The sequence below is a fragment of the Nocardiopsis codii genome (genome assembly GCF_036327455.1).
Taxonomy (GTDB): Bacteria; Actinomycetota; Actinomycetes; order Streptosporangiales; family Streptosporangiaceae; genus Nocardiopsis; species Nocardiopsis codii.
Window position 1 is genome coordinate 72,778 of sequence record NZ_JAUZMY010000020.1, and the last position, 25,828, is coordinate 98,605.

At 70.2% G+C, this 25,828-nt stretch carries 23 protein-coding genes; 11 read left to right on the top strand and 12 right to left on the bottom strand.

Annotated features, from left to right (window positions below):
• The first annotated feature begins 41 nt into the window (after window positions 1–41).
• The 4 genes from Q8791_RS19935 (at window position 42) to Q8791_RS19950 (ending at window position 4,366) form a co-directional block, all read left to right on the top strand.
• A complete protein-coding gene (locus Q8791_RS19935; RefSeq protein WP_330093268.1) occupies window positions 42–704 on the top strand; it encodes a hypothetical protein in 663 nt (220 codons plus the stop codon).
• Between the two features lie 60 nt (window positions 705–764).
• A complete protein-coding gene (locus Q8791_RS19940; protein WP_330093269.1) occupies window positions 765–2,150 on the top strand; it encodes a hypothetical protein in 1,386 nt (461 codons plus the stop codon).
• 22 nt (window positions 2,151–2,172) lie between these two features.
• On the top strand, window positions 2,173–3,783 hold the full coding sequence (locus tag Q8791_RS19945; protein ID WP_330093270.1) for a hypothetical protein: 1,611 nt from the start codon (window positions 2,173–2,175) through the stop codon (window positions 3,781–3,783).
• 88 nt (window positions 3,784–3,871) lie between these two features.
• Window positions 3,872–4,366, top strand: coding sequence for a DUF4913 domain-containing protein (locus Q8791_RS19950; protein WP_330093271.1), 495 nt, complete (start codon window positions 3,872–3,874; stop codon window positions 4,364–4,366).
• A gap of 421 nt (window positions 4,367–4,787) precedes the next feature.
• Here the strand turns inward: Q8791_RS19950 and Q8791_RS19955 are convergent, their stop codons facing one another.
• The 3 genes from Q8791_RS19955 to Q8791_RS19965 form a co-directional block, all read right to left on the bottom strand.
• On the bottom strand, window positions 4,788–6,470 hold the full coding sequence (locus tag Q8791_RS19955; protein ID WP_330093272.1) for an alpha/beta fold hydrolase: 1,683 nt from the start codon (window positions 6,468–6,470) through the stop codon (window positions 4,788–4,790).
• A gap of 241 nt (window positions 6,471–6,711) precedes the next feature.
• Window positions 6,712–7,245, bottom strand: coding sequence for a hypothetical protein (locus Q8791_RS19960; protein WP_330093273.1), 534 nt, complete (start codon window positions 7,243–7,245; stop codon window positions 6,712–6,714).
• Between the two features lie 256 nt (window positions 7,246–7,501).
• Complete coding sequence (locus tag Q8791_RS19965) at window positions 7,502–8,092, bottom strand: TetR/AcrR family transcriptional regulator (protein ID WP_330093274.1); 591 nt, start codon at window positions 8,090–8,092, stop codon at window positions 7,502–7,504.
• Between the two features lie 84 nt (window positions 8,093–8,176).
• On the opposite strand from Q8791_RS19965, the gene Q8791_RS19970 reads away from it, so the two are divergent.
• A complete protein-coding gene (locus Q8791_RS19970; RefSeq protein WP_330093275.1) occupies window positions 8,177–9,190 on the top strand; it encodes a Rossmann-fold NAD(P)-binding domain-containing protein in 1,014 nt (337 codons plus the stop codon).
• Window positions 9,191–10,382: 1,192 nt separating this feature from the next.
• Here Q8791_RS19970 and Q8791_RS19975 read toward each other — a convergent pair.
• Window positions 10,383–11,192: a VanZ family protein gene (locus Q8791_RS19975; protein WP_330093276.1), complete on the bottom strand. Its 810-nt coding sequence runs from the start codon at window positions 11,190–11,192 to the stop codon at window positions 10,383–10,385.
• A gap of 272 nt (window positions 11,193–11,464) precedes the next feature.
• Window positions 11,465–13,039: an MFS transporter gene (locus Q8791_RS19980; RefSeq protein WP_330093277.1), complete on the bottom strand. Its 1,575-nt coding sequence runs from the start codon at window positions 13,037–13,039 to the stop codon at window positions 11,465–11,467.
• Window positions 13,040–13,153: 114 nt separating this feature from the next.
• On the opposite strand from Q8791_RS19980, the gene Q8791_RS19985 reads away from it, so the two are divergent.
• Together Q8791_RS19985 and Q8791_RS19990 are read left to right on the top strand one after the other, a co-directional pair.
• Complete coding sequence (locus tag Q8791_RS19985) at window positions 13,154–13,798, top strand: TetR/AcrR family transcriptional regulator (protein WP_330093278.1); 645 nt, start codon at window positions 13,154–13,156, stop codon at window positions 13,796–13,798.
• Between the two features lie 431 nt (window positions 13,799–14,229).
• The gene (locus Q8791_RS19990; RefSeq protein WP_330093279.1) at window positions 14,230–14,967 is read left to right on the top strand and encodes an SDR family NAD(P)-dependent oxidoreductase; all 738 of its coding nucleotides are present in this window, start codon (window positions 14,230–14,232) and stop codon (window positions 14,965–14,967) included.
• Between the two features lie 304 nt (window positions 14,968–15,271).
• On the opposite strand, the gene Q8791_RS19995 is transcribed toward Q8791_RS19990, so the two are convergent.
• Window positions 15,272–15,727, bottom strand: a complete 456-nt coding sequence (locus Q8791_RS19995; protein WP_330093280.1) for a hypothetical protein — start codon at window positions 15,725–15,727, stop codon at window positions 15,272–15,274.
• Between the two features lie 608 nt (window positions 15,728–16,335).
• Between Q8791_RS19995 and Q8791_RS20000 the strand changes: the two genes are divergently transcribed.
• The gene (locus tag Q8791_RS20000; RefSeq protein ID WP_330093281.1) at window positions 16,336–16,551 is read left to right on the top strand and encodes a hypothetical protein; all 216 of its coding nucleotides are present in this window, start codon (window positions 16,336–16,338) and stop codon (window positions 16,549–16,551) included.
• Between the two features lie 146 nt (window positions 16,552–16,697).
• Here the strand turns inward: Q8791_RS20000 and Q8791_RS20005 are convergent, their stop codons facing one another.
• The gene (locus tag Q8791_RS20005) at window positions 16,698–17,267 is read right to left on the bottom strand and encodes a TetR/AcrR family transcriptional regulator (protein WP_330093282.1); all 570 of its coding nucleotides are present in this window, start codon (window positions 17,265–17,267) and stop codon (window positions 16,698–16,700) included.
• Between the two features lie 106 nt (window positions 17,268–17,373).
• Here Q8791_RS20005 and Q8791_RS20010 point away from each other — a divergent pair, with 106 nt between their 5' ends.
• Together Q8791_RS20010 and Q8791_RS20015 are read left to right on the top strand one after the other, a co-directional pair.
• Window positions 17,374–18,207, top strand: a complete 834-nt coding sequence (locus tag Q8791_RS20010) for an SDR family NAD(P)-dependent oxidoreductase (protein WP_330093283.1) — start codon at window positions 17,374–17,376, stop codon at window positions 18,205–18,207.
• 60 nt (window positions 18,208–18,267) lie between these two features.
• Window positions 18,268–18,423 (top strand): hypothetical protein, encoded by a 156-nt coding sequence (locus tag Q8791_RS20015; RefSeq protein ID WP_330093284.1) that lies wholly within the window; start codon window positions 18,268–18,270, stop codon window positions 18,421–18,423.
• 671 nt (window positions 18,424–19,094) lie between these two features.
• Here Q8791_RS20015 and Q8791_RS20020 read toward each other — a convergent pair.
• The 5 genes from Q8791_RS20020 to Q8791_RS20040 form a co-directional block, all read right to left on the bottom strand.
• Window positions 19,095–19,532, bottom strand: coding sequence for a hypothetical protein (locus Q8791_RS20020; protein ID WP_330093285.1), 438 nt, complete (start codon window positions 19,530–19,532; stop codon window positions 19,095–19,097).
• Between the two features lie 12 nt (window positions 19,533–19,544).
• A complete protein-coding gene (locus Q8791_RS20025; protein WP_330093286.1) occupies window positions 19,545–20,414 on the bottom strand; it encodes a hypothetical protein in 870 nt (289 codons plus the stop codon).
• A gap of 18 nt (window positions 20,415–20,432) precedes the next feature.
• Window positions 20,433–20,855 carry a hypothetical protein gene (locus Q8791_RS20030; protein ID WP_330093287.1) on the bottom strand — a complete coding sequence of 141 codons (423 nt, stop codon included), beginning with the start codon at window positions 20,853–20,855 and terminating at the stop codon, window positions 20,433–20,435.
• A 42-nt stretch (window positions 20,856–20,897) separates the two neighbouring features.
• The gene (locus Q8791_RS20035; protein WP_330093288.1) at window positions 20,898–21,518 is read right to left on the bottom strand and encodes a hypothetical protein; all 621 of its coding nucleotides are present in this window, start codon (window positions 21,516–21,518) and stop codon (window positions 20,898–20,900) included.
• A 758-nt stretch (window positions 21,519–22,276) separates the two neighbouring features.
• Window positions 22,277–24,649: a protein kinase domain-containing protein gene (locus Q8791_RS20040; RefSeq protein ID WP_330093289.1), complete on the bottom strand. Its 2,373-nt coding sequence runs from the start codon at window positions 24,647–24,649 to the stop codon at window positions 22,277–22,279.
• An 879-nt stretch (window positions 24,650–25,528) separates the two neighbouring features.
• Here Q8791_RS20040 and Q8791_RS20045 point away from each other — a divergent pair.
• On the top strand, window positions 25,529–25,762 hold the full coding sequence (locus Q8791_RS20045; RefSeq protein WP_330093290.1) for a hypothetical protein: 234 nt from the start codon (window positions 25,529–25,531) through the stop codon (window positions 25,760–25,762).
• Window positions 25,763–25,828 lie beyond the last annotated feature (66 nt).

The following is a 25,828-nucleotide window of genomic DNA, read 5'->3' on the forward strand; positions in this document are numbered from 1 at the left end:
CGCACCCCACCACCCGGCCGGCGAGGACGAGGAGAAGGACCATGGCGGACACCAGTCGCGGGACGAGAGTGCTGAACACGCTGTTACCGCACTCCCTCACCCCCCTCCAGAGGGACATCGCGAACCGGTTCGACGAGATCGACGCCCACCGGGAGACGGCGAAGCGGCGGTGCGCCGAGGTCTGCGCCGCCGCCGTGCGGTACCAGAGCCACACAGGGGCGAAGGACGGGGCCGTCACGGAGGCCGCCAGGGGCCTGAGCGTCCGGGTGATCGCGGAGGTCGAGAAGGCGCACACCTTCTTCGCACTGGAGCTCTCCAGGAACCGCAACAGGATCACCGCCCTCGAACTCGGGTGGAGGACCGGCCGACGGGGCGCCGCGGCGGACCACCACGCCGCCCTGCGAACCGACAGGGCCGAGGGGGAGAGGGCCCTCACGGATTTCCTCACCCTCCTCGACCAGAAGGAGGGGCTCGTGCGCCCGGTCGCCGGCCGGAGCACGGGGGACCCCCTCGTGTCCCGCGCCGCCGACGTCCCGGGAACGCGGGCCCCGGCCACCCCCGCACCGCGCCCCCGCACCGCGCTGCACGACCGGCCCGGCCGGACATCCCCGGGAACCGTCGGCAGGGCCACCGTCCAGCCCGCCGCCCGGCGGGACCCGCGGGCCCCGGGCCGCCCCCGGCGCGGGAGCGCGCCGAGCGCCTGAGCACGCCCTCCGCTTCGTGAACCGCTGACCCAGCAGACCTGACCGGCAAGGAACGGGACCATGGCCTCCCAGACAGCTACCGCCGAACCCCCGCCCCCGCCACAGGTGGGGGGTGAGACCGTCGCCAAGCAGCCCAACGCGCACGCGCGGCGCAACCTGCAGGGTGCGCCGGGCGCGCCCCAGAGCGCGAGCGGAGCCGGCGACGTGGCGTCGGAGACCCAGGCCGCGCTCTCCTCCATCACGAGGTTCGCCGCGTGGATCCTCGACTACCTGGTGCGGATCCTCCAGGCACTCCTCCAAGCGGTCCTGGGGCTCGCGATGATGGTGCTCCGCCCGGTGGCGAGGCTCGCAGGCGCCTTCCTCCGGTGGCGCATCCGCAAGGGCCGCATCCCGATCCGCACACGGGTCGCGGCGCGCCGGGCGAGGGCCGTGCTCGCGAAGAGAAGCGCAGGGCGGGCGTTGGAGAGGGCCCGCCGGCGAGCGGAGGCGCACGTGGCGAGCGAGCGGGCGCGCGGAGAGGGCATGGTGCGGGCCGCGGAGGCGGCCCGCGCGCAGACGGTCGACCGGGCGAGGACACGGGCCGGGGCGGACCTGCGGGCAGCCCGGGACAGGAGGACCGCGCGGATCACCGGTGCCCGCCAACGGGTCGACCGCGTGACGTCGCGGGTCAGGGCCTCCGCGGACGCCGACGTCGAGCGGGCGGAGAGGACGCGGCGAGCACTGGTCGACGCCGCCTCCGGAAAGGGCGCCGTCGCCGAGAGGGACGCCGAGCGCCGGGGAGACGCGCTCGTCGCCGCGGCCGGGGACCGGCGCACGAGCCGGGTGGCCAGGGCGAGGACCCGGGGCAACCGGGTGGTCGCCGCGGCGGTGAGAGCGGGCGACGCGGACGTCCGCAGGACGGACGCGGAGGGAGCGGCACGGGTCGCGGACGCGCGGCGACAGGGCGACTCCCTGGTACGAACGGCCGAGCAGCGGCGCGACGGGGTGGTGAGCAGGGCCGAGGACCGGGGACACCGCGCCGTCGACGCGGCGCAGGCCGCGCACGACACCTACGTCAAGCAGGTCGACGACCGGGTGGACGACCTCAGGGGCCACGCCAAGAGGGGCGTTCCGAAGGAGGACGCCAAGCAGCTCCTCCGCTGGAACGCGGCCAAGGCGACCGTCCAGCGGCGCGGGTTCAACGAGCGCATGGCCGCGGCCGACCCCGCGAGTCGGAACCTGCCCCAGGCCCCGGCGGCGGCCCCGGCCAGGCACGCGCCCGCGGCCCCAGCGGCACCCTCCACCGGACCGCAGAACGCCAGGGCGGCTCTGCGTGCCCGCGGGCTCAGGCGCGCAAGAACCGGACAGGGCACCGCCGTCGCCGCGGCTTCCCCCCTCCACGTACAGAGGGGGCGCGGGGCCGTACAGAGGGGCGCGGCCGGACGGAACGGCGGGCCGACCCCGTGACCTCACCCGACAGGAGGGGCGTATGAGCCCGAACCGGCCGAAGGGCCAGATCAGCGGCAAGAAGGCCGACGAGCTGCGCCGCAACCGCGCACGACTCGCCGAACTCCTCACACCCTCGGGCCCGGAGTCCGGCGGGGGCGGCGACCAGGAGATCCGCGAGGCCCTGTTCCTCGCCGCGATCAGCTCCTCCGTCGGCCAGGGCGGCCTCAGCAACTCGGGCGCCCTCGCCAGGGGCTCCCTGTACCACTCGCTGCGGAAGCGGAGCAGGCAGAGCAGGGGAGAGCAGTTCTACACGGAGGAGCACGTCGGCTACTCGCCCGAGGTCGCGATGGGCGGTCTCGGCCTCATCCGCCGGGCCGACGCGCGCGTGGTCGCCGACGTCCTGGGGGCGGACGTCCAGCGCGTCCGCGAGGTACAGCAGAACCTGAAGCTCGAGGACGTGGACCAGGTGCTCCGCGCCGACTACGGCACCGGGCGGATCGAGCAGGCCGCCCGCCTCAGCATGCAGAGCCAGGGACCGGACCCGGACACGCCCCCGGAGCACCTGTGGAGGCGCGGGCTCGACGAGACCCTGGACACGGGCCGCATGAACCCCCGTGAGCTCGCGCTGCACTGGCTGAGCGCCGCCAACGCCAACGAGCCCGGGGCGCGGGACGCCCAGGAGAGGTTCTTCGGCGAACTGGCCGAAAAGCACCCGCAGCTCGCGGAGTCCATGGAACGCCACATGCTGCGCGACCAGAACTACACGGGCAGCGCCGCCTCCTCCAGGATCGACGCCAACTCCGTCATGGCGGGCGCCTCACCGCAGGCCGACGGCCGTCCGCTGGAGACCATGGAGGAGTACTGGGCCAAGGCGGTCCCCTGGTTCAAGGACAACAGGGCCGACCTGAACAAGCTCCGCGACGACGCCGAGTCGCTGTCCGCGGCCGTCCTGAACGGCCGCGTCCCGGGCACCGTCCTGGTCGACGTACGCGCCAACGCGGTCGCCAACAGGAACCTCCCCGGGTTCGGCGAGGACCACGACAGGAACCTGGAGGCGGCGCGGGCGCGCGCGTCCGGGGGCGCGGCGAACGCCTTCCCGCAGGGGGAGGCCCTGCTCGACACCTTCGACCGGGCGCGCGGCTACCCGTCGAACGGCCTCCCCGACCGGGCCGGGTCCGTCGCCGCGGGCAACGCGGTCAAGGCGGACCTGCGCGCGCACGACGCCACCAGAGCCCTGGGGCCGAACCTGGTCCTGGGCGACTCCCGGCTCCCCGTGACCACCGCCCAGCTGGGCAGGGCACAGGACACCAACGGGCGGGCCGTCCTCCGCCCCGACGAGGCGCGCGCACTCGGGGAGCAGGACCGGGAGGGGGCTGTGCGGGGACGGGGCTCCGACGCCCGGGATCCCGTGGCCCGCGTGGCCGAGCAGCGCGAGCGCCGGGAGAAGCGCACCGCGATCGCCCGGACCCGGGCGCAGGCCGCGCTGTACAGGAGGGGGGAGGCGGCCCGTGCCGCCGCGGGCGACTCGCCGCGCGGACTCCCCACCGACCGCCGCCGCCAGAGGAGCGCGGCGGGGAGGCTGACCGCCGTGCACGAGGGACAGCGCAGATCGGTCACCACCACGCACACCCGGACGGCCCGCGCCAGGTGACCCGGGGAGCGGCGCTTCCGCTCCCGGAGACCCCCGGGCCCCGACGGCCCCGACACGACCACGAACGCGAAGAGGAACGACACCGAGCATGAGCACCGAACCGAACGAGCACGCCGCGGACCTCCTGGAGGAGGAGACCCGGGAGACCGCGACCGTCGGCGGGGGCCTCACCGCCGAGGCCCCGGACGTCACCTCGGCCGTCGCCGGCGTCGACGGCGGGGAGGCCGACGACGGGGAGCCGGCCCCGGAACCGGTGTTCAAGAACGTCGAGGAGTTCGTGCGGCTGCGCTTCCTCCCGGTCTACGTCCGCCCCGAGGGCGGCCAGTTCCGCTGGTGCAAGGAGTGGTGGCGGCACGCCGAGGCGGTGTCGCGCTTCCAGGCGCTGTGGCACGCCTGGGAGGTCCTGCGGTGGGAGGCGGGCACCGGGATGGCGGTCTGGTACCGGGACCACCTCGACTTCCAGTTGGGCATCATCCTCGGCGACAACGGGCCGTTCCGCGAGTGCACCTCCCGGCGCCACCAGGACCCGCGCCCGCTTCCGGCCGACCCGGCCCCCGAGGGCTGGTTCGAGGACGAGTGGTGACCCCGTGACCACCCTCGGGACCCGCTGACGGAACACCGGACCGCCGCACGCCCGTCAGCCCCCTCCTCCCTGCCCGGGGAGTGTTCACCGCGCGGACGGGCCCACGGGCCGGGCCCGCCCGTCCGCGCCGGTGAACGGGTCCCGCCCCCGTCCGGCTCGTGCTCCTCGACCGGCCGGGGCGCGGGATGTCGTGGAGCGTGCGGAGCGGCCGTTCCGGGGCCGCTACAGGACCGTGGAGATACCGAGAACCGGGCTGACGGCCATCAGCACCGCCCCGAACACCACGAACACGACGTCCGCCACCCGCACGAAGGACCTCGACCGTTCTTCGCGCGGAAGCTCCGACCAGATGGCTTCGGCTGTCCGTGCGACCTCGTCCAGCAGCTCCTCCAGGCTGGTGCGGGCCTGGGCATGCGGTAGGTCAATCCGGCCGTTCGGAGTGGTCCAGCGGACCGGCGTGGGTCGTCCCCCCTGAGAGGGGACCGGCCCACAACGGGTCACGGAGGGGGGCGGTGTCCGGGGCCCGGGCCGCACCCCCCATCTCCTCCGGGGCGAAGGGATCCTCGGAGCGGGGACGCCCGGCGCACAGGGTGTCCCGGGGCGGGGCGCCGTCCACCAGGTAGGCGTCCACCGCCGCCGTCACGCAGTCCATCCCCTCGCGTCCGTAGAAGGTGTGGTTCCCCTCGTCGGCGATGGTGACGAGCGCGTTGTCCAGCCGGCCGGCCATGAGCTCGGCAGCCTCGTAGACGGTGTTCGCGTCGTACTCGGCCCCGATGACCAGGCCGCGCGGGTAGCCCTCGCGCTCCAGTTCCACCAGCGGGGCGGGGGTGTGCGAGGCGAAGGTGCAGGGCTGGGGCACGTGCCAGGCCGCCCCGACCCCGTACGGGCTGCGCTCGCGGACCTCCCTGACGCCGGCGTAGTAGTCCGACAGGCGCGTGGGCCACGGCGCCTCGCACAGCACCGCCATCATCAGGGAGACGTTGGTGAACTCGATCCCGGGGTCGGGCCACTCGGGCCACTCGGGCTCCTCCGGGTCCTCGGGCCACTCGGTTTCGGGGTAGGGCAGGTCGTTGACGATGTACCAGAGACCGGAGGTCAAGATGCTCCACTCATGCTGCGAACGCGCCGCGTTGCCGATGTCCTCGTCGAAGAAGTCCGCCGTGTAGATCCACGGTTCCGGCGAGTCCGGCCACTGGTCGTAGCGGGGGTGCTCCACCAGCCGCGCGCGGGTCTCCTCGAAGACGGCCAGCACCTCCTCGGGCGTGGACCCCAGGCCGTAGACGTCGTCGTGCTCGGCCACCCAGGCGGTGTAGCGCTCCACGTTGGCCCGGAAGCCCTCGCTCTGCTGGGTGAAGACCCCGCGCCACAGGCCCTCGGGCGAGACGGAGGAGTCCAGGACGCTGCGGTCCAGGCGTTCGGGGAACAGGCTGCCGTACACGGCGCCGAGGTAGGTGCCGTAGGAGCGGCCGAGGTAGGAGATCTCGTCCTCGCCCAGGGCGGCACGGATCACGTCCATGTCCCGGGCGGTGTTCGCGGTGGTCATGTGCGGTATCAGGTCGCCGTGGGCGCTCTCGCAGGACCGCTGGGCGGCGATCACCGCGCGGGTGTGGGCGGAGAGCGAGTCGTCGGTGGGGCGGGGGACCGAGACCGGGTAGCCCGTGCCGCAGTCCAGGTAGGGGGTGGAGCCGCCGCTGCCGCGCGGGTCCATCCCGATCACGTCGTAGACCTCGGCGACGCGCTGCGCTCCCAGGGAGGAGTAGGCATGGTCGGGGCGGTCGCCAACGGCCATCTGGCGGCCCGTGCTGCCGGGGCCGCCGGGGTTGGTGAGCAGGATGCCGCGGCGCCGTCCGGGGTCCGAGGCGCGGTTGCGGCTGACGGCGATGGAGGCGCGCTCGCCGCCGGGGTCGGCGTAGTCCAGGGGGACGTCGATCCAGGCGCACTCCACATCGCGCAGGAGGTGCTCCTCGCAGGGGGCCCAGGCGACCTCCTGCTCGTGGAACACCCGAAGGGGGTCGTCGGCGGCGGCCGGGGCGGCCGCCGCCAGGGATGCCACCAGCGCGAGCACGAGGGTGCCCGCGCTGGTGAGAAGGGGGGCTGTGCGCACGGGGGGATCGTTCCTTCGCTTCTCCGGCCGGGGCCGCGGGGGCGACGCCGGGGCGTGCATCGGCCCGGCCACCGTACGTACCGCGCCGCGGCCGACAACACGGGCAAAGGTCACGAATCACCCGCGCTGACCGGAAGCGGCCACCCTCCCGCCCAGGAGTCGACCCCGCACGCGGGCGGCCCGCTGTGCACCGCTCCCCGGAGGTCGGGCGGAGGAATCGGTACAGGCCGGTCAGGGATCGTCAGGGTCTCGGCATGAGGCCGAGGGCGGCCAGCAGCGTTGGGACGGCCAGCAGGACAAGGCCCAGCACGGCAGGTGCGCCGAGCACCCCGAGGACAGCGGAGCCCTTCCGGAGGCCGTTCCGCCGTGAGTGGGAGACCGCCAGGATCCCGAAACCAGCCGCGGCCAGCAGGAAGAGGAGCACGTAGCCGACACCGGCGGTGTCGATCTGTTCGACCCCGCCCGCCAGGCCGGAAACCATGCCGACCGCCTGTACGACGCTGCCCGCGGCGTACAGGCCGAGCGTCGCGAAAACCCCCCACACCAACACGGCCAAGAGAGCCGGGGGAACGAACGTCGGGCGTTTGGCGACCGACAGCAGCGCCACGGCCGCCCCCAGCGCCTTCAGCCCGACGACCAGCCAGTTCATCACGGTGATCGCGGAGCTGTAGTCGGCATAGGCGCCGTCGGCGAAACGGTCGGTGGCCTCGAAGACGATGTTGAACACCGCGAACCCGACGCACCACAGGGCCATCAGCAAGCCGATCGCGGTCACGGCAGGACCGGGTGGTGGAGGGGCCGGGGAACGGTGAGCTGCGGACGCAGCGGAGGAGGTCATCCCAGCAGCCAACGCGAGTCCCGTCATCGACGCCTCCCCCGCGAGGGGGAGAACCGCGGCCCGGCCTCACACTTGCGAAGGAGCCACGGCCGGGGGCCGGGTTCACGGGCGACCACGAAGCACAGTTCTCGGGGACCTGACCGGAGCACTGCATCGCGGACTCGCCCGTGTGGGAGGGGTGCTTCGGGGCGACCTAGCGGTCGGCCTCGGCGGCCAGGCCTCCCACGATCAGGTCGGCCAGTGCGGTGACCGCATCGTCGGCGGCGACCCGCTCCCGGTTCAGCTCGGCGGCGATCGCTTCGGCCGCACCCAGCACGCCGACGCAGCGCAACCGAAGGGCCTCGGGCGTCAGGCCGGAGTGGGGCCGCAGTGCGGCGGCCATCAGGTCCGCGTAGCTGTCGAGCATATCGTGCTGGATCGCCTCCATCTCCGGATTCCCCTTCACCGCGGCGGAAACAGCGGCGAACTCGGGCATGTCGGTGGCGCAGGCGAAGTAGGCAGCGCTGATGACGCGGGCGACCTCGTCAGCGGTGGGCGCGGCAGCCTCCAACGCCTGCGCGACCACGGCTCGGTGGCGGTCGTCGAGTCGTCGATAGAGCGCGAGCAGGAGGCCGGGGCGGGTGCCGAAGTGGTCGTACGTGATCGGCCTGCTCACCCCGGCCGCCTCCGCGAGGGTGACCAGGGTCAGGCCGTCGGCGCCTTGTGTGCGCACGATCGCCACGGCGACGTCGAGCAGTTGCTCCCGCCTCGCCTGCTTGGACAGGCGGGTCGGTGTGGTGGTCATTGCCCTCCCTTGCGTCGTGCCATAGATTAGGCTACAAAATGTAAGTTACAAAATGTAGGTTCATGGATGCGAGAGGAACCCACAATGGAGCAGTCGAAACCGGTACTGATCTTGGGCGGTTCGGGCCAGGCGGGCGGGGACGCCGCAGCCCTCCTGCGCCGATGGCACCCGGCGCTGCCGCTGACGATCGCGGGCCGCGACATCGACCGCGCGCAGCGGATGGCCGACGAACTCGGCGCCGCGACGGCCGTGACCATCGACCTGCGGCGCAGCGATCTCGGTCTCCCGGCCGATCACCGCTACTCGGCGGTGGTCGCCGCGCTGTGGGACGACCACCTGAACGGGCTGCACTACGCGCAGCACCACGGGTTGCCCTACCTCAGCATCTCCAGCGGTCTGGTGGAGATCGCACCGGAGGTCGTCGCGAGCGCCCAGCGACCAAGCGCAGCGCCGGTCCTGCTGGCCAGCCACTACTGCGCCGGTGCCACCCTCCTCGCGACACTGGACGCGGCCCGGGAGCTCGACCGGATCGACACCGTCCGGGTCAGCGCCGTCCTGGACGAATCGGACACCGGCGGCCCCGCGGGAAGAGCGGATCTGGAGCGGTGGTCCACCGCCACTTCGGCGGGACTGGTGCGCCGTGACGGCGTCTTCACCTGGATCGACGGCTCCGACGCCCAGACGGAGGTGATGAGCGCCGACGGAACCGTCCTGCCCGGCCAGAGCATCGCCGTCCTCGACGTACCGAGCCTCGCCCACGCCACGGGCGCACCGAACGTCCGCTTCGACTTCGCGGTCGGTGCATCCGCAGGCCGGCGCCGCGGCGAACCCGCGTCCTTCGAGGTCCGGATCGACCTCGAAGGAGCCGGTCCAACCGGTGCACCGTTCAGCACGAGTCGCCACCTCACCCACCCGGCAGGGCAGCGCCCCTTGACAGCACTCGGCATCGCCCTCGGTGTCGAGCGACTGCTGGGTCTGCGCGGCGAAGCCGTCCCGCCGGGTCTCCACACCCCTGAAGCATTGGTCGACCCGGCCTACGCGGTCGAGCGGCTGGGGGAGATCGGCGCCGTCTTCGTCGACGCACAGATCAACAGCTGATCACCGCGGTCAAGAACGAGCACGGAAGACTCGATGAGACACGCACCCCGATCGGTGCGGTCGTCCTGGACGAGCGCGGCTACCGGGTCGCCGGCCAGCGGGCCGCGCCGTCGACCAAGCCGGTGAACCACGCCGAGGACGAATGTCGAGGGCCCCAGCGCCGTTCGGCGCTGGGGCCCGAGAGTTCAATACCACCTACCGGCCTGAGCCGGTCTTCCGCTGCCCGAGGTCAAGCCGGGTCGGGATCGCGGGGATCGCGGTTGTGTGACCGGGGACCACCTTCTTCCAAAGCAGGGTCCTGCGGTACCCGAGCGGTACTTCCCTCGCCCGGGCGATCCTGATGGCATCTACTCCTCTCGCTTCTCACTTCGTGCACTGCTTTCGACTGCGTCCTGCCGGCTCCCGACGCCGTACAACCGTGCGCCGGTCGAGCCCTACCGCGTCCTTCTTCCTGCTCCGGCATTCCCTGTGCGAGCGGAAGGCCGGTCCTGCTACCACGGAGTTACTGCTCGATTCCTGTACTGCTGTCCTACCGGCCCCGGTGTCGTGAAGCATGTGCACACCGTCGAGCCGTCCTGCTCCACATCCTGCTCCGGCACCCCCGAACGGGCGGGACGCCGGTACCGCGGTCCTACCGGCCCCCGGCGCCGTACAGCCAAGCGCGCCGGTCGGGCCGTCCTGCTCTCCACCGGCGTATCCGGTGGTCCAGCCGTGTATCTCGGTGGCTACGACAGAAAATGTAGCAGCGCCATGAGGCAATGTCTACTCCGGCCGATGCAAGTTTTCGAGCCTTGTCGGAGAAGGTTTGCTGGCTGGTACCCGAGGTGCCGCTGCCCTACTGCGGACCGTAACCGCGGTGCACGCACATCACCTGCCGCACGGTCTCGCCGTCACGGACGAACTCGCCCACGTGCAGCCCCGGCCGTCGCCGCTGAAGTGGCACGCCCTCGGTCTGCAGGGTGTGGAAGGCGTGCCGGTTGAGGTTGACGTGGAAGCCCCACTACAGGGGGTTGAAGGTGATCTTCTCCTTGCCGTTGGTGGCTTCGACCGGCCCGGCTGCGACCAGGTGCCCCGGCCGAGCCATCGCAGCCACTTCAGCCGCACCTGCCCCCGGTGAAGGGCCGCGTAGGAACTCGCCTTCCGGGCCCGTGCGCGTTCACCACCGACTCGGTTCACATGTCAGAGGTGGTGTTCAGGAAAAACTCTCGGGTTGGCCTCTCAGATCAGGGGAGCGCAGGGCGAACAGTCCGGACGCCGCCGCGGCGAGGCCGACGCCCACGACATGCCCCGAAGAGTTGGCGAGGACGTCTGCGGTGTCGGCGACATTGCCCATACCCGTCGTCCATTGAATGGCTTCGATGGCGACAGAAACAGCCGGACCGAACGAGGCGCGCGCCCACCAGGATGAGAAGGAGAAGTACGACAAGATCCCCAGGGGGACGAACAGCAGCGCGTTCAGAGCCTTCTCTTCAAGGATCATGCTCTGGTACTGGATGGGTTTGCCCGCTGCTTCTATTCCTACGGAGAGTTCCGAGATCACGTATCGCCCCTGGTTCTCCGCCACGGGGTTCCCGTCGCTGTCAACGACTGTTATCTCTTGATCAGGATCGCCGTAGGCGAAGAAGTCGGTCGGGGTGGCCTGCTGTATGTCCGCCCTCTCCTGCTCGGAGAGCTCCTCGATGCTGTAGTGAGCAGTGCCGCCGTCTGTCAGGTACTGGCCGAAACTCTCCTCGATCTCTCCCTGCGCCGCAAGCTCATCCATGAAATGAAGAGGGTTCCAGTGGACGAGACGGCTGGTGCTGAACTGAATTTCACCAGAAGGTGGCATTGCCAAAACAAGCATGTACGCGGCTGTCGCTGCGGCAAGGAACTTCCACATATGACGCGGAGGCGATTCCGTGGAATGTCTCGCCATGGAGGCGATGATAAGAGCGAAGACGAAGAGCAGTAGTATTGCCACAGATATGGTGACCGGCGTGACATAGAAGAGGACTCTCCACATGGGATGCCGCTCCAATTGACTTAGTGTCTGAGGGGGTGCGGGGGTTCGCTATTGGGGGCGTGAATTGCCTCGGAGGCTGCTTCGGGACGACGGTTGTGTTTCCAGACGTAGTATGCCCAGCCACAGGGGGCCGTGTCCCCAGCGCGGGTTCTCGTTCCGATGTTCCTCGACCCTCTGTCTCGAAGCGCTGAAGAGAACGGTCGGTCCCCGCAGTGCCGTGTCGCGGGGACCGACCTCGAGGAACTTCGGGAAGCCCGCGCTGTCCGGACTGGTCAGTGCATGACGACGGTGTCTTCGGAGGAGTGTTCACCACGGCGCACCAGGAGGGCGGCCGCCATGCCGATGAGCGCCATGACCACGGCCACCGACATCGCCTGGGTCATGCCCGCGACGAAGGTGGTGTGTCCGGCCTCCACCATGGCGTCGACGGTCGCGGAATCAGCCCCCGCGGGTACGGGAACCTCTCCCTGGGAGACGCGTTCGGCACGGTCCAGGACGAACTGGGCCTGATCCGGAGCGACCTCCCGAGCGGTGAGTTCGTCGGCGAGCCCGGCGGTGACCGAGGTCGAGAGCAGGGTGGTGAGCACCGCGGTGCCCATGACCCCGCCCAGTTGGGAGGAGGTCTGCTGCAAGCCGCCCGCGACGCTGCTCAACTCGGGTCGCACGTTACTGACCAGGGCATCGGTGCTGGCGACCGAGACCATGCCGATGCCCAGGCCCATGCCGATGAGCCAGGGCCACAGCGCGTGGTAGGTGCTCTCGACCTGGAGTTGGGAGAGGCCGAAGGCCGAGACCGCCACGATCGCCATGCCGATGAGCAGCGCCGGCCGCGGACCCCAACGGGCGTTGAGCCGGCCCACCAGGGCCGAGGCCAGGGCCAGGGCGGCGGTCAGCGGCATGACCTGCATTCCTGCCTCGAAGGCGCTGGCTCCCTGGACGCGCTGCATGTACAGGGTCAGGAAGAACAGGGTGCCGTAGAGGGTGAAGAAGGCGAGGACGACCAGCAGCGCCGCGGCCGGGACGGTCCGGTTGGCGAAGACGGACAGGTCCAGCAGGGGCTCGGCGGCCCGGCGCTGGCGCCACACGAACAGCGCACCCAGGACCACGGCCGAACCGAGGTAGAGGAGCATGTCGGCCCCGAGGTGGCCGTGCTCGGCCTGGAGCACGCCCCAAGCGAGGCTGACCATGGTCAGTGCCAGCAGGAGCGCGCCCAGGGTGTCCAGGCGTCCGGTTCGCGTGGAACTCGGTTGTTCGCGCAGGTGAAGGGCGCCCAAGGTCAGGGCCAGGGCGCCGATGGGCACGTTGATGAGGAACACCGACTGCCACCCCTGAACCTGGACGAGCAGTCCGGCGACCACGGGGCCCGCCGCGGCGGCGATGGCCGTGCACCCACTCCAGAGCGCCAGCGCCCGGCTCAGGGCGGGCCCGGAGAAGGTGGCCCGGAGCAGGCCCACCCCTGCGGGCATGATGAGCGCGCCCGCCAAGCCTTGGACCACGCGCCACAGGATGAGCATGTCGATGCTGGTGGACAGGGCGATCATCAGTGAGGAGAGCGTGAACAGGCCGATCCCGGTGAGCCAGAACCCCTTGCGGGAGTAGCGGTCGGCGGCGCGGCCGAAGACGACCAGGGTCGAGGCGATCGCCAACAGGTAGGCGTTGGTGACCCATTGCAGGCCGGACAGGCTCGGTTGCAGGTCGGCGGCGATGTCGGGGTTGGCCACGGAGATGACGGTGCCGTCCAGGGCGACGATGGCGGCGCCCAGGCTCACCACGGTCAGAACGATTCCGGGCCGGGTGGATCGTGGTGCGACCGATCCGGTGTCCTCTGTCGAGGAGGGGTGGGGCATGAGAACTCGCAATGCTTGCTACTGCCTATATGGCAGTCACTGTCATGAAGGATCTGTCTGCCATCATGGCACGAGCAAGGACGGACGGACCGCCGCCATCATCGAGAGGCAGTCATGACCAAGGACGCACCGGATGCGGCGCCGAGCCGACCCAACCTGCGCGAACGGCAGAAATGGCGAACGCGGGCGGACATCAGCCAGGTGGCACTCGAACTCTTCGAGGAACGAGGGGTGGAGCACACCACGGTGGACGACATCGTGGACCGGGCCGAAGTCTCCCCCAGGACCTTCTTCCGGCACTTCGCCACCAAGGAGGACGCGGCGCTACTCATCCACCACGACTTCGACGTAGCGTTGCGCCGCCATCTCCACCGGGGGGACCGGAACTCTCCGCTGTCCACGCTCTGCGGGGTCTACTCCCGGGTACTGGCGGACTACGGCCGGGGCGAGGGTGAGGCGGCCCAGCAGATGCTGCGGGTCAGGGCACTGATGCTGAACAGCCCGGCCCTGCACACCGCGGGCCTGCGCCTGGACACCCGAAGAGCCCAGGAGCTACTGGAACACTTCCTGGCCGAGGGCGAGTGGACCGCACACCGGGAACTCCAGGTCCGCATGGCGGTGGAGACCACCGCGGCCGCGGTGCGGGTGACGCTGAAAATCTGGAACGACCTGTACAACAGCGCCACCCCGGCCGACGCCGCAGAGCTGTTCGACCAGGCACTGAACAGCGCGGGAATCGTCCCGGGAGCGAACGGGTGAGTGGGCCTGGGAAGATCACCGAGGAGGCCTGGGCGCCCCTCGTTCATCACGAAACGTGATCTGTTCGGGACATGGCCTGCGCCGCACCTTCGGCGCCAACCGCACCCGAATCGCCGCAGGCGCGGGTGGCCCCTGGAGCCGCTGCGCCCCTGGCCGCGACTCTCCGTGATCACTCAGCAGGAGCCCGGCCTCGCACGAGCGCTACTCGGATACGCGAGCATGCCGGTCTCAACCCCTACTCGTGCTGATCGGAGCCACGCAGATCAACGAGGTCTACGAGCGGGTCCTGGCCGCGGATGTGTGGTACCGGTTCGTCATCGACGCCTCGACGCCTCGACGCCTCGACGCCTCGACGCCTCGACGCCTCGACGCCTCGACGCCTCGACGCCTCGACGTTCGCCTGAGCCACATCCACCACCAGGAGGGACCACATGTCCGCCATCCTCGTCACCGGCTCGACCGAGGGCCTGGGCCGCCATACGGCCGAGGCACTCCTGGACCAAGGCCACCGCGTGGTCGTGCACGCCCGCACGACCACGCGGCTGACCGCCCTCCAGGACCTGCTCGACCGGGGGGTGCAGGCCGTGGTCGGAGACCTCGCCGACCACGAACAGGTGCTCGACCTCGCACACCAGGCCGACGAGTTGGGCCCCTTCGACGTGGTGATCCACAACGCCGGCGTCATCCGCGGTCCCTCCGTGCTACCGGTCAACGTCGTTGCCCCCTACGAACTGACCGCCCGTATGGAACGCCCCGGCCGACTGGTGTACCTCAGCAGCGACATGCACTACCGCGGACGCGCTGACCTCGCCGGCGTGGACTGGAGCGGGTCAGGACAGAGCCGCTCCTACTCCGACAGCAAGCTCTACGTCACCGCGTTCGCGGCCGCCCTGGCCCGTCTCTGGCCCGCCGTACTCGTCCACGCCGTCGACCCCGGGTGGGTGCCCACCCGCATGGGCGGGCCCGGCGCGACCGACGATCTGCGGGAGGGACACCTCACCCAGGCGTGGCTGGCCACCACCGACGACCCGCATGCCCTGGTCAGCGGGCGGTATTGGCACCACCAGCACACCCAGGAGCCGCACCTGGCGGTACACGACGAAGGGTTCCAGGAGGAGCTCCTGGAGTCCTTGGCCGCCCATACCGGGGTCACGCTCGCACCGCGCTGAAGTACGGGGGCGAGGAACGGAACAGGATCCGGCGGTGAGGCCGCCGGGGCGGCCTCACCGCCGGACCCCGGACCTCGGCTGACATGGCTTGGCCATGGCCAGAGGCGTCGCCACGGGGATGACGTCCCGGGGGTGCGCCGAAGGGGCCGCCAGGCAACCCCGGTTGACGTAGGCGGGTACGAGGCGACCCCCGCGCAGCGGCGCGTCGCGCGGGGGTCGTCGTGATATTGCCGTGGCTTCTCTGCCGCCCTGGCCGCGTCCTCGGTTCCTGCTTGGCGGCTCGTCGTAGCTTCAGAAGTGGCGCCTACGACAGCGGGCTGCTCCAGTCGGAGTCCCTGTCGACGCAGTCCTCGGTGTACACGTCGACCAGCGCGTTCGCGGGGGCGCTGCCCTCTGCCAAATAGGTGGTGTCGTCCATTGTCAGGACGTCGCCGCCGTCGTTCGCGGTGATCGCTTTGGTGCCCTCGTAGTGGACATCGGTGGTCCACGCCACGATGCTCCTGTCCTCGGTGAGGACACCCATGCTGGCGTAGTCCTCGTCGGGGCCGTCGCACTCGAAGAGATCGAAGGTGACGTTCTCACCGTCGATGATGAGACGGGCGAGTTCGTCCTCCGCGTTGCACAGCCTGACGCCCGCGTCACACACATACGAACCGTAGAAGGTGCCGCTGGGGCCTCCGGAGCACCCGGTGAGGGCGAGCAGGAAGACCCCCGCGCCGGCGGTGACAAAAGAGTTCTGGACGATCTTCCTGGTGCGCATGCGGGGGGATACCTTTTGTTCTATGGCCAGATGTCGCGACACATTCAAGCAGGCCGAACCGGTCGGCTGCGGGGCCGATGCACACGCTCCCAGGACGGGGAGGGCGGGCCGCCCCGGAGAACGCGAGAGCCCCTGTAACCGGTGGTTACATCCGAACGGCCGGTTTGGCCCACCTCCTGACCTGGGGAAACGTTGGGCCCTTGCCCTTTTCTGGCGTACTTGGATCGCCCCCAAGACGGGGTACGGGGCGCCACCGAGCATGCCCCGTCCCCCGGCACGCGGGGCCGGTGTGTGGCCGACCCTGGCCGCACCGTGTCCGGAAACGGCCACACGCCGGACAGCCTCGGCGCAGAGAAGCACCCCACCTCACCGTCTACGCCGTGGACTCCGAAACCGACGACGCCGAACACGTCTACGACTCCGCCGTCAATATGGGGGTCCCCACCATCGTCAAGGGATCTGCGTCAGGGCGGCGGCCGGGTCCTCGATCGTGGTCAGCGGCCATCAGGCCGCGTCCTCGGCGGTGGTGGCCGGATGGGGACACTTCTGCGCCGTGCGGCCGCCGGGTGCGTAGCGTGGTGTCCCCCTTGACGGCCGGAGGTCCCCCTATGGACAAGGAGTTCTTTCAGCTCTATACCGCGGTCGCGGCCGCGTTGGTCGGCGGGCTCGTTCTCATGTACGCGGTCGTGCAGGCGAGCGGGCCGGGGCCCTTCGTCCTGATTCTGGTCATCGTGGGGATCGCCGCCGCGGTCGGCGGCTCGGGGAAGAAGGGCTCCGGCGGCGGAGGCGGAGCCGAGGACTACCCCTTCGGTCCAGGGGACTGACCGGCCGCGCCGCTCCCGGGGCCGTCGCGGGGCGATGCCTGCGCCCTTGAGCGCGACGGCCAGGCCCGCGTCGAAGTCCTTCGCGTTGGATTCTCCGCGAGGGCTACCGGGTCCCAGTGACCGGTCGGGGAGGGCAGGACGCGGGGTCAGTGTCGGGCGATGAGTTCGGCGACCACGCGCCGCACAGCTTCGCCCCGGACCCGGTGGTCCTCGATCGGGTCCAGGGCCAGGGCCACTGCGCGCGGCTGTATCAGCCAGGAGCGGGCGATCGTTTGGATCGCCAGGACCAGTTCGGCGGCGCCGAGGCGGTCGGGCAGCAGGCCTTCGCGCTGGGCGGCGGCGACCTTGTCGACCTTCTCCTGGGTGGCTGCGGTCACGTTCTGGTCGACGAGTCCTTCGCGTTCGAGCTGGTACCAGGCGACGAACCGTTCGATCTCGGGGTGGGCTGCACTGGCCTCGTACAGGCGCACGGCGTATCCGGGCAGGTCATCGACGGTGATGGGGGCCTGGTCGACGGTGCGTGCCGTGATGTCGGCCAGCACCGAGTCGAACAGCACCTCCTTGCTGCCGAAGTAGGTGTAGACGAGTCCGGTGCTGCACCCGGCGCGGGCCGAGACCGCGTCGATGCGCGTGCCGGCCAGCCCGTTCGCGGCGAACTCGGTCAGTGCCGCGTCGAGCAGCCGACGCTTCTTGTCCTCGGGGTCTCGTGCTCTCACGACAAGCAGGCTATTTAATGAACGGTCATTTGACAACTGGGGAAGGGGGCGCCTACTGTCACGACCAGCACTATTGAATGAGCGTTCATTTAAAGGAGGGTCACTCATGCCCGTCTGGTTCGTCACCGGAAGTTCGCGCGGCCTGGGCCGCAGTATCGTCGTCAGGGCTCTGGAGGCCGGCCACCAGGTCGCGGCCACCGCCCGCAGGCCCGAACAGCTCCAGGACCTGGTCCGCGAGTACGGTGACCGGGTGCTGCCGCTGGCGCTGGACGTCAGCGACGACGAGGCCGCACAGAACGCGATCGCCGCTGCCGCCGAAGAGTTCGGGCGCCTGGACGTGGTGGTCAACAACGCCGGCTACGGCGACACCGCCGCGGTGGAGGACATGCCCATGGACATGTTCCGCGCCCAGATCGACACCAACTTCTACGGCGTCGTCAACGTCTCCAAGGCCGCCCTGCCCGTGCTGCGCGAGCAGGGCTCGGGCCACATCGTGCAGGTCTCCTCGCTGGGCGGGCGCCTGGCCAGCCCGGGGCTGGGCGCCTACCAGGCGGCCAAGTGGGCCGTGGGCGGCTTCTCCGAGGTGCTCGCCCAAGAGGTGGCTCCGCTCGGGGTCAAAGTCACCGTCCTGGAGCCGGGCGGGATGCGTACCGACTGGGCCGGGTCCTCCATGACCATCCCCGAGGTCAGCGAGCCCTACCGGCAGACCGTGGGGGCGATGGTTGCGGTGGTGCGCGAGGGCAGCGGAATCGAGCTGGCGGACCCTGACAAGGTCGCCGAACTGGTACTGACCGTCACTGGGCTGGAGGAGCCGCCGGTACGGCTGCTCGTGGGTTCGGACGCCGTGCGGTACGCCGCAGCCGTGGAGGACGCGCGTCGCGCCACCGACGCCAAGTGGCGCGAACTGAGCGAGTCGGTGACCTTCGAGTCCGCCCGGTGAGGCTCGGCGGGACGTTGCCGGGGCTCCGAGGGCATCGGCTGCGCTGCGACCGACTACCTGATGGCCCCTGGCGCCGATGTCGTGATCACCTCCCGCGACGGAGCGCAGATCGCCGAGGTCGCCAAGACGCTGACCGAAGCCCACGAGGGGCGGCGCGCGGTGGGGTGGCGGCCGGTGCCGCTCAGGCGGGTGACGTGGCCCGGGTGTTCGAGGTGATCCGCCTCCACCCCCAAGGACTCCGCGCCACCAAGCACGATAAGCAGCCCCTGGGCGGGAGAACCGCGGAACAGGCCCCGCAACCACTGGTCGCGGGCCGCCCTCGTGTTCGCCGAGGACCTGCTCCCCTGATTCGGTTTCCAGGAACACACCGCGCTCACGCCCGAGAACGTCTCCGGTGGCATGCGCCTGTGTACTGGGCGAAGGCCCAGTCGGTGCGCCGGAGCTGGAACCGCGCACGCGCCCTCGCCAGGTCGGGCCCGCGTCGGTGTCACCGAGGCTGCGTAGCCACCCGCCTCGGCGAACTCTCCGGCGTCCCTCTCCTGTGCGGGTCTGTTCTGGTCACCGGGTGAGTCGCTGCCGCTGCGGCTGATCGAAGGGTGTCCTCGTCGGCCAGAGCCTCATGAAGAACACGTGGGCGGCACGGTGGGCCTCCGGGCGGCGCGCGGCCAGGGCCTCAACCGCACCGGCGCCTGTGCGCCGCGTTCGCGGGGGCCGCCGTGCTCCCCGCGGGGGCTGCGGGAACAGCCGTCGCGACGCTGCTCTGATGTCCTGTGCCGACCCCTCCGCCTTCCCGGCCGAACGGTCGGTTCACGACCGGAGCCCCACGGTCACTGTTTCCCCGCGTGGGGGTCCCGGCCGGGTTGCCCCGAGGCGGGGCCCCGGGGGCGCTACAGGACCATGGAGATACCCAGAACCGGGCTGACGGCCATCAGCACCGCTCCGATCACGACGAACACGACATCCGCCACTCGCGCGATCGAGCGCATGCGCTCCAGTCGCGGGAGTTTCTCCAACTCGGCGTCCGCGGCTCTGTCCGCGTCGGCCCGGCCGGCCGACAGCTGTGACTCGAACTTTCTCCGCACCCCCTCCGTGTCCGGGGACCGGTGCTCGGGTCCGGTGCCGCTGCCTTGTCCCTCCCGCTGGGCGTCCCACGCGTCCAAGAGGCTTTCCGCGCGTTCCACCCCTTCCAGACGGACCCGTGCCCGCTCCCGCTCGGCGGAGATGCGTACCGTGGTCCGGGGTACATCCAGCTTGTGCTCCATGAGTCGTTGGAAGGATCCCGTGAACAAGAGGATCCCGGCGACGAAGCAGATGATGAGAGTCACGGCGGTGCAGGCCTATCTTGAAGTCGTGTTCGAGCTGTTCGCGGTCCCGTTCGCGTTGCCGACGGGCAGTGACGGGGATCTGCTCGTCGGCACCTCCCCGGATGTCGCGCTGGACTGGACGGCCTGCTGGATTCCGACCGGCGACCCCAGGGCGCCGCCGAGGTCGGGCCTGGGAGCGGGCGAGATGAACTTCGCGTCGTCGAAACCGCGCTTCAGCCCGGCTGCGGCGATCTCGCTCGGGCTTTCGTAGAAAGCCTTTTCCAGAACTTCGCTCGAATGCGCGGACAGTTCGTTGAACTCGTCTATTGCGTGCCGCAAATGATAGAGCACGTCGAATGGTTGCTCTTTCGCATGTTCAGTCAGCTCGTAGCGCTCGGTCACGAGGCCCGAGGCGACGAAGTGCCGAAGAGAGTCGCTCGGTTCCCGGTTGCCTTGGGGCTGGTTCGCGTACTCGTCGACGACGCTCTGGATGTTCTCGCTCGTCAGATTTGGTGCGGGGTTCGCCGACTTGCCCTTTTCGCTCAGCTCGTAGTGGTCTGTGATGAGCCCTTCCGCTCTTGCCGGGCTGAGATGGTTGACCCTTATGGCCTGCAGGCCTCGGCGTAGTTTGTGCGCCTCTCTCCGGATCTCACTGCCGTGGGTAACCGCGAGTTTGTACTGTTGTTCTCGTTTTTGTTGGAGTTCTTTCGGTCTTTGTTCGAGGTCTTCCCTTTCGTTGTCGATTTCCATGTTCTTTCTCTGGCTGTCCTTTGCTGTCATCAGGTAGCTGTGGCGATCGATCTTCGCCTCCCTGATGAACTGCCGGAACATGAAGAAGAGTCCTCCGAAGAGGATCGTCAAGCCGGTGCCGATGATGCTGAGGGCTATGAGATTAAGTCCCACGTCTGCTCCCTGTTTCGATTACCAGCCGAGGATAAGTGAGATGACCAACAAGATGGAAATGGCCAGCCAGGGCACAACTCTGCTCTCGAGAACGTGCTTCATGGGGTTTCTGAACTCTTTATTGGGCGATGTGTTCTGCCAGTGGCGATCTTGGTTGTTTCGGCCAGGGGGGCGGTCTTCTCTGCGGGCAAGGCTTCCTGTGGATCGGAGGTCTTCCTGGATTTCTGTGCTTTCGAAGAATCGGTCTCGGACTCGGTTCTCGGCTTCGAATGAGTTTGCGACTTCCGAGTATGCCTTCTGCAGTGCTGTCGACTGTTTTTCGGTCCCGTCTCGGTCGGCAAGATAAACGCCGAGGGACATGAGTCTGATGTGGAGTGCGGCCTGTGCGACGACGGCGGCGAGAGTGAATGCAGCGACAATGGGGATGACGGAGTCAGGCATTTCTCATTGCTTTCCTGCTGGTTGGGTCACGCCTTCTGTGTGCTAGGCGGATCGGCGATTTCTTCGAGGATTCCTGGGTTGGGATCGATTTGATTTGGTGGCCTTGCGGGGCAGTGGCTTCTTTTCTTCTCCCTTCTTTGCTCCCTGGTTGTTGGAACTCATGGGGTCCGATTGTGTGGGGGGTGAAGGTGTAAGTTGGCTGGCACCGTTTCTCTCCGGAAGTACTGCTGCCTTGGTCTCTCTGTAGGCGGCAAGGGCTTGACTGAATTCGGAGTCCACGCCCTCCACTCTGCCGTTGAAGCTCTTGAGGCGGTCTGCAGTGTCCTTTGCATCCTTTGTGTGGATCTCGGCTTTTTCTAATCTCTTCTCCTCCTCCCTGTTGTTTGTTCTCAACTGCTCATTGTGTTTCTCTTTTTCTTTCAGCACCTCCTCGGGGGTGATGTTGAGTTCTCCGACCGTTTGGTCGGAGCCTGGGAAGGTTTTTTTCAACTCATCTTCGGTGGCGAGCCTCTGGACCATGGCGCGAGCGAAGTCAGTGTTCGTCTTGACCGCCGCGTAGCCGGCGAACCTCATGGTGAGCGCGTAGCCGGTGATGGTGGTCGCGGCCCACATGATGACTTGCACCGCGATGGATACCGAAGTCATGAAGGAGACGGAGTTCATGAGTGCCGTCGTTTCCTGGAGGTTTGGGTGTCTGTACGGCTAGCCAGGCTAGGGTTCGGATAGTGTACTTTATATGTGATATAAATCACCAGGTTTGCATGTTTGTCCGAGAGGGAGAAGTCGGGCGCGATTCAGTCGAGATAATGAATCGGTGTTGCATATATTCGCGTTCCATTCTTCTCGCCTGGTCGCGTCCAGTGACGATGACACGCCCGACAGTCATTCACTGCCGTTGTTCGCATTCTGGGCCGAGGCGCGGAGGAGGCGGGGCCACGCCGCCGAACCCCGAACCGCGCGTCCCGGAAGGGGGTCGGGAGCGCACTGCTCCCGGAGTCCCCTGCGCTGTTCCTGCTGAGCGACAAGCGGCTCCACTCGCTGCTCTCGGAGCGGGCGGGCGGATCCGACACGGCCGACGTCGCCCGGCCCCACCTGGAGAAGGAGCGGCGCCGGAGGGAGCAGGTCCCCGCCCCGCAGGCCGAACGCGAGGAGCGCCTGCGCGCACGGCTCGCGCGCGGCCCGGCGGTCCCCGCCCCGCGCGGCCCGGGCCGCGCGGGGCGGGGACCCGCGCTCCGCGGACCGCGTGCGGCGGTCCCGGCGGCGCGCGCCACGATCAGGGCGGCTCTCGGCCGGACCCGGGGCCGGGGAGTGTGAGGGGCGGCCCGTTCCCCGCGGAGCGGGCCGCCCCGGCGGCGGGTCCCGGAAGGCACCCGACCGTGGCACGGTGCCGGGGCCGCCCTCGGCGAGAGCCGGCCCGGAGGTCAGCCGCCCGTCGCGCCCCGGTCCGTGCAGACCTCCTCGGAGGGCGCCATGACGTCCGTGGACTGGACGGCGACGATCCGGAAGCAGTACTCGACCTCGGGGTTGAGACCGCTGACATCGACGGTGGAGGACCCGGCCGGGACGTTCGCCATCGACGAGGTGCGGGCGCCGACCGGTCCGCCGACCACGAAGTGCGGGGCGGCGCCGCCGGTGTTGTCCGTCCAGGACAGCGAGACGCCGACGAGGTCGTCGGAGACCTCGACTCCCGTCGGAGCGATGGCCGGAGCCGCCTCCTCGGGAGGACCGTCACCGCCCGCGCCCGCCGTGCCCCCGGGAACCTCCGGAGCGCCCTCCCCGCCCGCCACCGGACCCGGTGTCTGCGCGGAGGGGGCCTCGGAGCCCCGGCCGGTGATCAGGAGGGCGCCGACGGCAACGACCGTGACGAGGACGAGGCCGATCAGGACGGGGAGGAGCACCGCCGTCCTGTTGCGTTCCACCGGAGGGGGCGGGGCCCACGCCGTGGCGTTGGGTGGCGCGTGCCGCTCGTCGGTCCAGGCGGAGCCGACGTCGGCGGCCGGCGACGCCCAGGGCGCACTCCGGACACCGTGTGCCGACGGGGTGCTTCTCGCGTGGGGCGGGCTCGAAGGGTGGTTGGTGAGCGGCGGCGCACCCCGGGTGATGGCCTCGAACGAGAAGGGGGAGGGGGTGGCCCGCTCCACCGACGGTGGCCGGTTCGCCAGGGGGGTGGCCCCGGTCCTGGCGGCGTCGTCTCCGACGCGTCCGGGGCCGAGGGCCGGAGTGGGCGTGGAGAAGGCCGTCGAGTCGACGGGCACGGAGGCCGAACGCGCTGTCTCCGTGTCCGAGGGGAAAGCGAGACGGTCGGAAACCGGTGCGGAGGGTGTGTGGGGCTCGGGCTCGGGGGAGGCGACCGGCGCCGGGAGCCCGGCCGAGGCCGCCTCGAGCGGCCCGGAGCCGTCGGAGCGTCTGTCGTCGGAGTCGGAGTCGGAGTCGGAGTCGGTGGAGGCGGCCGCGGCGACCGGCTCGACCGCCCTGGCAGCCTCGACCGCCTCCGCCGGAGCGCCCGCCCCGGACGGGATGTCCTCGGGGGCGGGTGCGTTCGACGCGGATCCGCCGTCCGCCGCCACCGGTTCGCCGGATGCGGCCGGGGCGTCGCCGTCCTCGTGTCCGGCCCGGTCGTCGTCGACCTCGTACCAGGCGTTGTCCTCATCGTCCTGGTCGTACCAGGCGCCGTCGGTGTACCCGTCGTCGTCCGGTTCGTGGCGGGTGCCCTCGTCGAGTTCGGTGGTCTCCCCGACGGACGCCTCCGGCTCAGGCCGGGGCTCCTCCGCTTCCTCCCCGGGCTCCGGCTCGGGCCCCTCGGCATCGGCCTCCTCCGAGGTCGAGCCCGGAGCCGCTCCGGTGTCCGCCTCCGCGGAGGCCGGCGCCGCCAGGACGGTCACGGGCCCGACGGCCGACGGCTCCGGCTCGTCGTCCCCGGATTCCAGCGGTGCGGCGACCCGGTCGCGGTCCGCGTCGGGTGTTTCCAGCGGTGCCGACTCCGCCTCGAGCGCCCCGCCGAAGTCCGCCGCGGTCGGTGTCCGTTGCTCGGGATCCGCGGCCAGCGCGCGGAGGAGGACGGCGAGCAACCAGTCGGGCACGTCCTCCCGGGGCATCTCCGGCGGCGTTCCCGCCAGCAGGCGGGAGCGGTATTCGCCCAGGCCGACCTGCCCGTTCTCCTGATCGGCGAACGGGGCATGCCCGGCGAGGAGGGTCCAGAGGGTCGAGGCCAGCCGGTACACGTCCGACGCGGGGGTGGGGTGGGAACCGCGGACCTCCTCGGGAGGAGCGTGGTCCAGGGTCGCCCGCGTGTAGTACACGGGCGGGAACGGGTGGTCCACGGGCAGGGTCGAGCCGAAGTCCGTGAGCGTCGGCCCGGACTCCCCGCGGAGGATGTTGGCCGGGGTCACCGCGTGGTGGAGCAGGCCGAGCTCGTGCATGCCCTCCAGGGCCCGCGCCACGGTCCTGCCGACGGTGACGACCTCGTCCACCGTGAGTGGCTCGTCCTCGGTGAGGGCCCGGGCGTAGTCGCCCTCGTCGCGGTACTCCGTCACGGCGAACGCGCGGCCCGCTTCGGTGACGCCGACGGACAGGAGCGGCTGGATACCGGTCACGGGGGTGAGCCGGTCCCAGAGCCCGGCCTCGTCGGGCCCGGCTGTTCCGGGGGCCCGCCCCAGCAGCTTGACCACCACCGGAGCACGGTCGGACTCGCGTTCGGCGCGGTAGAGGAGCGCGCTCCTGCCGCAGTAGAGCGTCGTCAGGTCGCGCATGCCGGGGAACGGCGGCGGTGGTTCGCGGCGGCTGGTCTTTCTCATGGCGTCCCTCCTGATGGAGCCCGTGCCCTCCGGTCTCCGTCCGGCGGCTCGGCTCTTCGGCATCCGGGGCAGGGGCCTTCGCGGATCGGGGAACGCGAGTCCCGGGCCGGTGGCCCTCGGCGACCGGCCTGCCGCCGGGTGTGCGGTGGCACCGCGTCCGAGGGGGACGGGCTGCGGCGGAGCGTCCCGATCTGACGCCGTCCCGCACGCGGCGGAACCAGGGGGTTCTCCAGATCTGACGCGACCGCGCCAGCCTGAGGACAGCGACGATTCCTGAGTGGTCCCGGGAGCGTAGCGCATACGGGGGACGGCTGGAAGGGCCGGGGACTCGGGCCCTCCGCGCTCGCGCCGAACACCGGGAACGAGGCGCGTCATGCGCCGGGCCGGGACTGCCGGCCCTCAGGCGTTCAGCGACGTCTCGTGTCCTTCATGCCGTCACCCATCTCGCGGCCCTTCACCGGGGGCGTGGCGACGGGCGTGGGGTTGGTGGGCATCTTGCCCTGAAGCTTGGCCCTCAGTCTCCCGGAGGTCTTGTCCGGGTCGCTCGTACCGGAACTCTGACCCGACGATTCCGGCGTCGGGTTCTGGGGGGGGCTTGGGCCTGAAACGGTTCGCCATGCGGTGATTCCTCCGTGCTTCTCGGCGTACTGGAGGGGGATTCCAAGGCGCTCGCGCCTCGAGTTGGGCGGGATGCTAACACGGCCACTGATCTTCCTGGGGAGGGCACGGGCCGAGCGGGGTGTGACCGCCGCACGGTGCCCGGACGGACACCCGCCGTGCGCGGAACCGCCGCTCCCTTGAGAGGGCCGCCGCCCTCCCGTACCCTTCTCCGCCTGACCCCCGTCCGAAGGGGCGGGGCGCGATGATCGGGGCAGGACCATGGCAGAAACGCACAGGGAACCGGAGTCGGGCGCAGGCGCCGGAGACCTGGACTCCCCGCCGACGACCGTCACCTATCCGCGGTCGGGCCGACAGGTCCTCGACGCTGACTTTCCGCTGAGGGAATTCACGAAGCACGCGACCGCCGAAGTCGACCCGAACGCCCGTCGGAACGCCGAGCGGAGCAACGCCTGGAGGGCGAAGGAGCGGAGGAAGGGCAACAGCCCGAGCTGATGACCCGTCCGCGCGGCCCCCTGCCCCGGGGCGCGCGGGGACGAGCCCTCCATGCGGGTCGCCTGC

Coding starts and splice junctions, on each gene's coding strand:
- Q8791_RS19935 (WP_330093268.1), top strand. CDS start 42: ATGGCGGACACCAGTCGCGGGACGAGAGTGCTGAACACGCTGTTACCG.
- Q8791_RS19940 (WP_330093269.1), top strand. CDS start 765: ATGGCCTCCCAGACAGCTACCGCCGAACCCCCGCCCCCGCCACAGGTG.
- Q8791_RS19945 (WP_330093270.1), top strand. CDS start 2,173: ATGAGCCCGAACCGGCCGAAGGGCCAGATCAGCGGCAAGAAGGCCGAC.
- Q8791_RS19950 (WP_330093271.1), top strand. CDS start 3,872: ATGAGCACCGAACCGAACGAGCACGCCGCGGACCTCCTGGAGGAGGAG.
- Q8791_RS19965 (WP_330093274.1), bottom strand. CDS start 8,092: ATGACCACCACACCGACCCGCCTGTCCAAGCAGGCGAGGCGGGAGCAA.
- Q8791_RS19970 (WP_330093275.1), top strand. CDS start 8,177: ATGGAGCAGTCGAAACCGGTACTGATCTTGGGCGGTTCGGGCCAGGCG.
- Q8791_RS19975 (WP_330093276.1), bottom strand. CDS start 11,192: ATGTGGAGAGTCCTCTTCTATGTCACGCCGGTCACCATATCTGTGGCA.
- Q8791_RS19980 (WP_330093277.1), bottom strand. CDS start 13,039: ATGCCCCACCCCTCCTCGACAGAGGACACCGGATCGGTCGCACCACGA.
- Q8791_RS19985 (WP_330093278.1), top strand. CDS start 13,154: ATGACCAAGGACGCACCGGATGCGGCGCCGAGCCGACCCAACCTGCGC.
- Q8791_RS19990 (WP_330093279.1), top strand. CDS start 14,230: ATGTCCGCCATCCTCGTCACCGGCTCGACCGAGGGCCTGGGCCGCCAT.
- Q8791_RS19995 (WP_330093280.1), bottom strand. CDS start 15,727: ATGCGCACCAGGAAGATCGTCCAGAACTCTTTTGTCACCGCCGGCGCG.
- Q8791_RS20000 (WP_330093281.1), top strand. CDS start 16,336: ATGGACAAGGAGTTCTTTCAGCTCTATACCGCGGTCGCGGCCGCGTTG.
- Q8791_RS20010 (WP_330093283.1), top strand. CDS start 17,374: ATGCCCGTCTGGTTCGTCACCGGAAGTTCGCGCGGCCTGGGCCGCAGT.
- Q8791_RS20015 (WP_330093284.1), top strand. CDS start 18,268: ATGGCCCCTGGCGCCGATGTCGTGATCACCTCCCGCGACGGAGCGCAG.
- Q8791_RS20030 (WP_330093287.1), bottom strand. CDS start 20,855: ATGCCTGACTCCGTCATCCCCATTGTCGCTGCATTCACTCTCGCCGCC.
- Q8791_RS20035 (WP_330093288.1), bottom strand. CDS start 21,518: ATGAACTCCGTCTCCTTCATGACTTCGGTATCCATCGCGGTGCAAGTC.
- Q8791_RS20040 (WP_330093289.1), bottom strand. CDS start 24,649: ATGAGAAAGACCAGCCGCCGCGAACCACCGCCGCCGTTCCCCGGCATG.
- Q8791_RS20045 (WP_330093290.1), top strand. CDS start 25,529: ATGGCAGAAACGCACAGGGAACCGGAGTCGGGCGCAGGCGCCGGAGAC.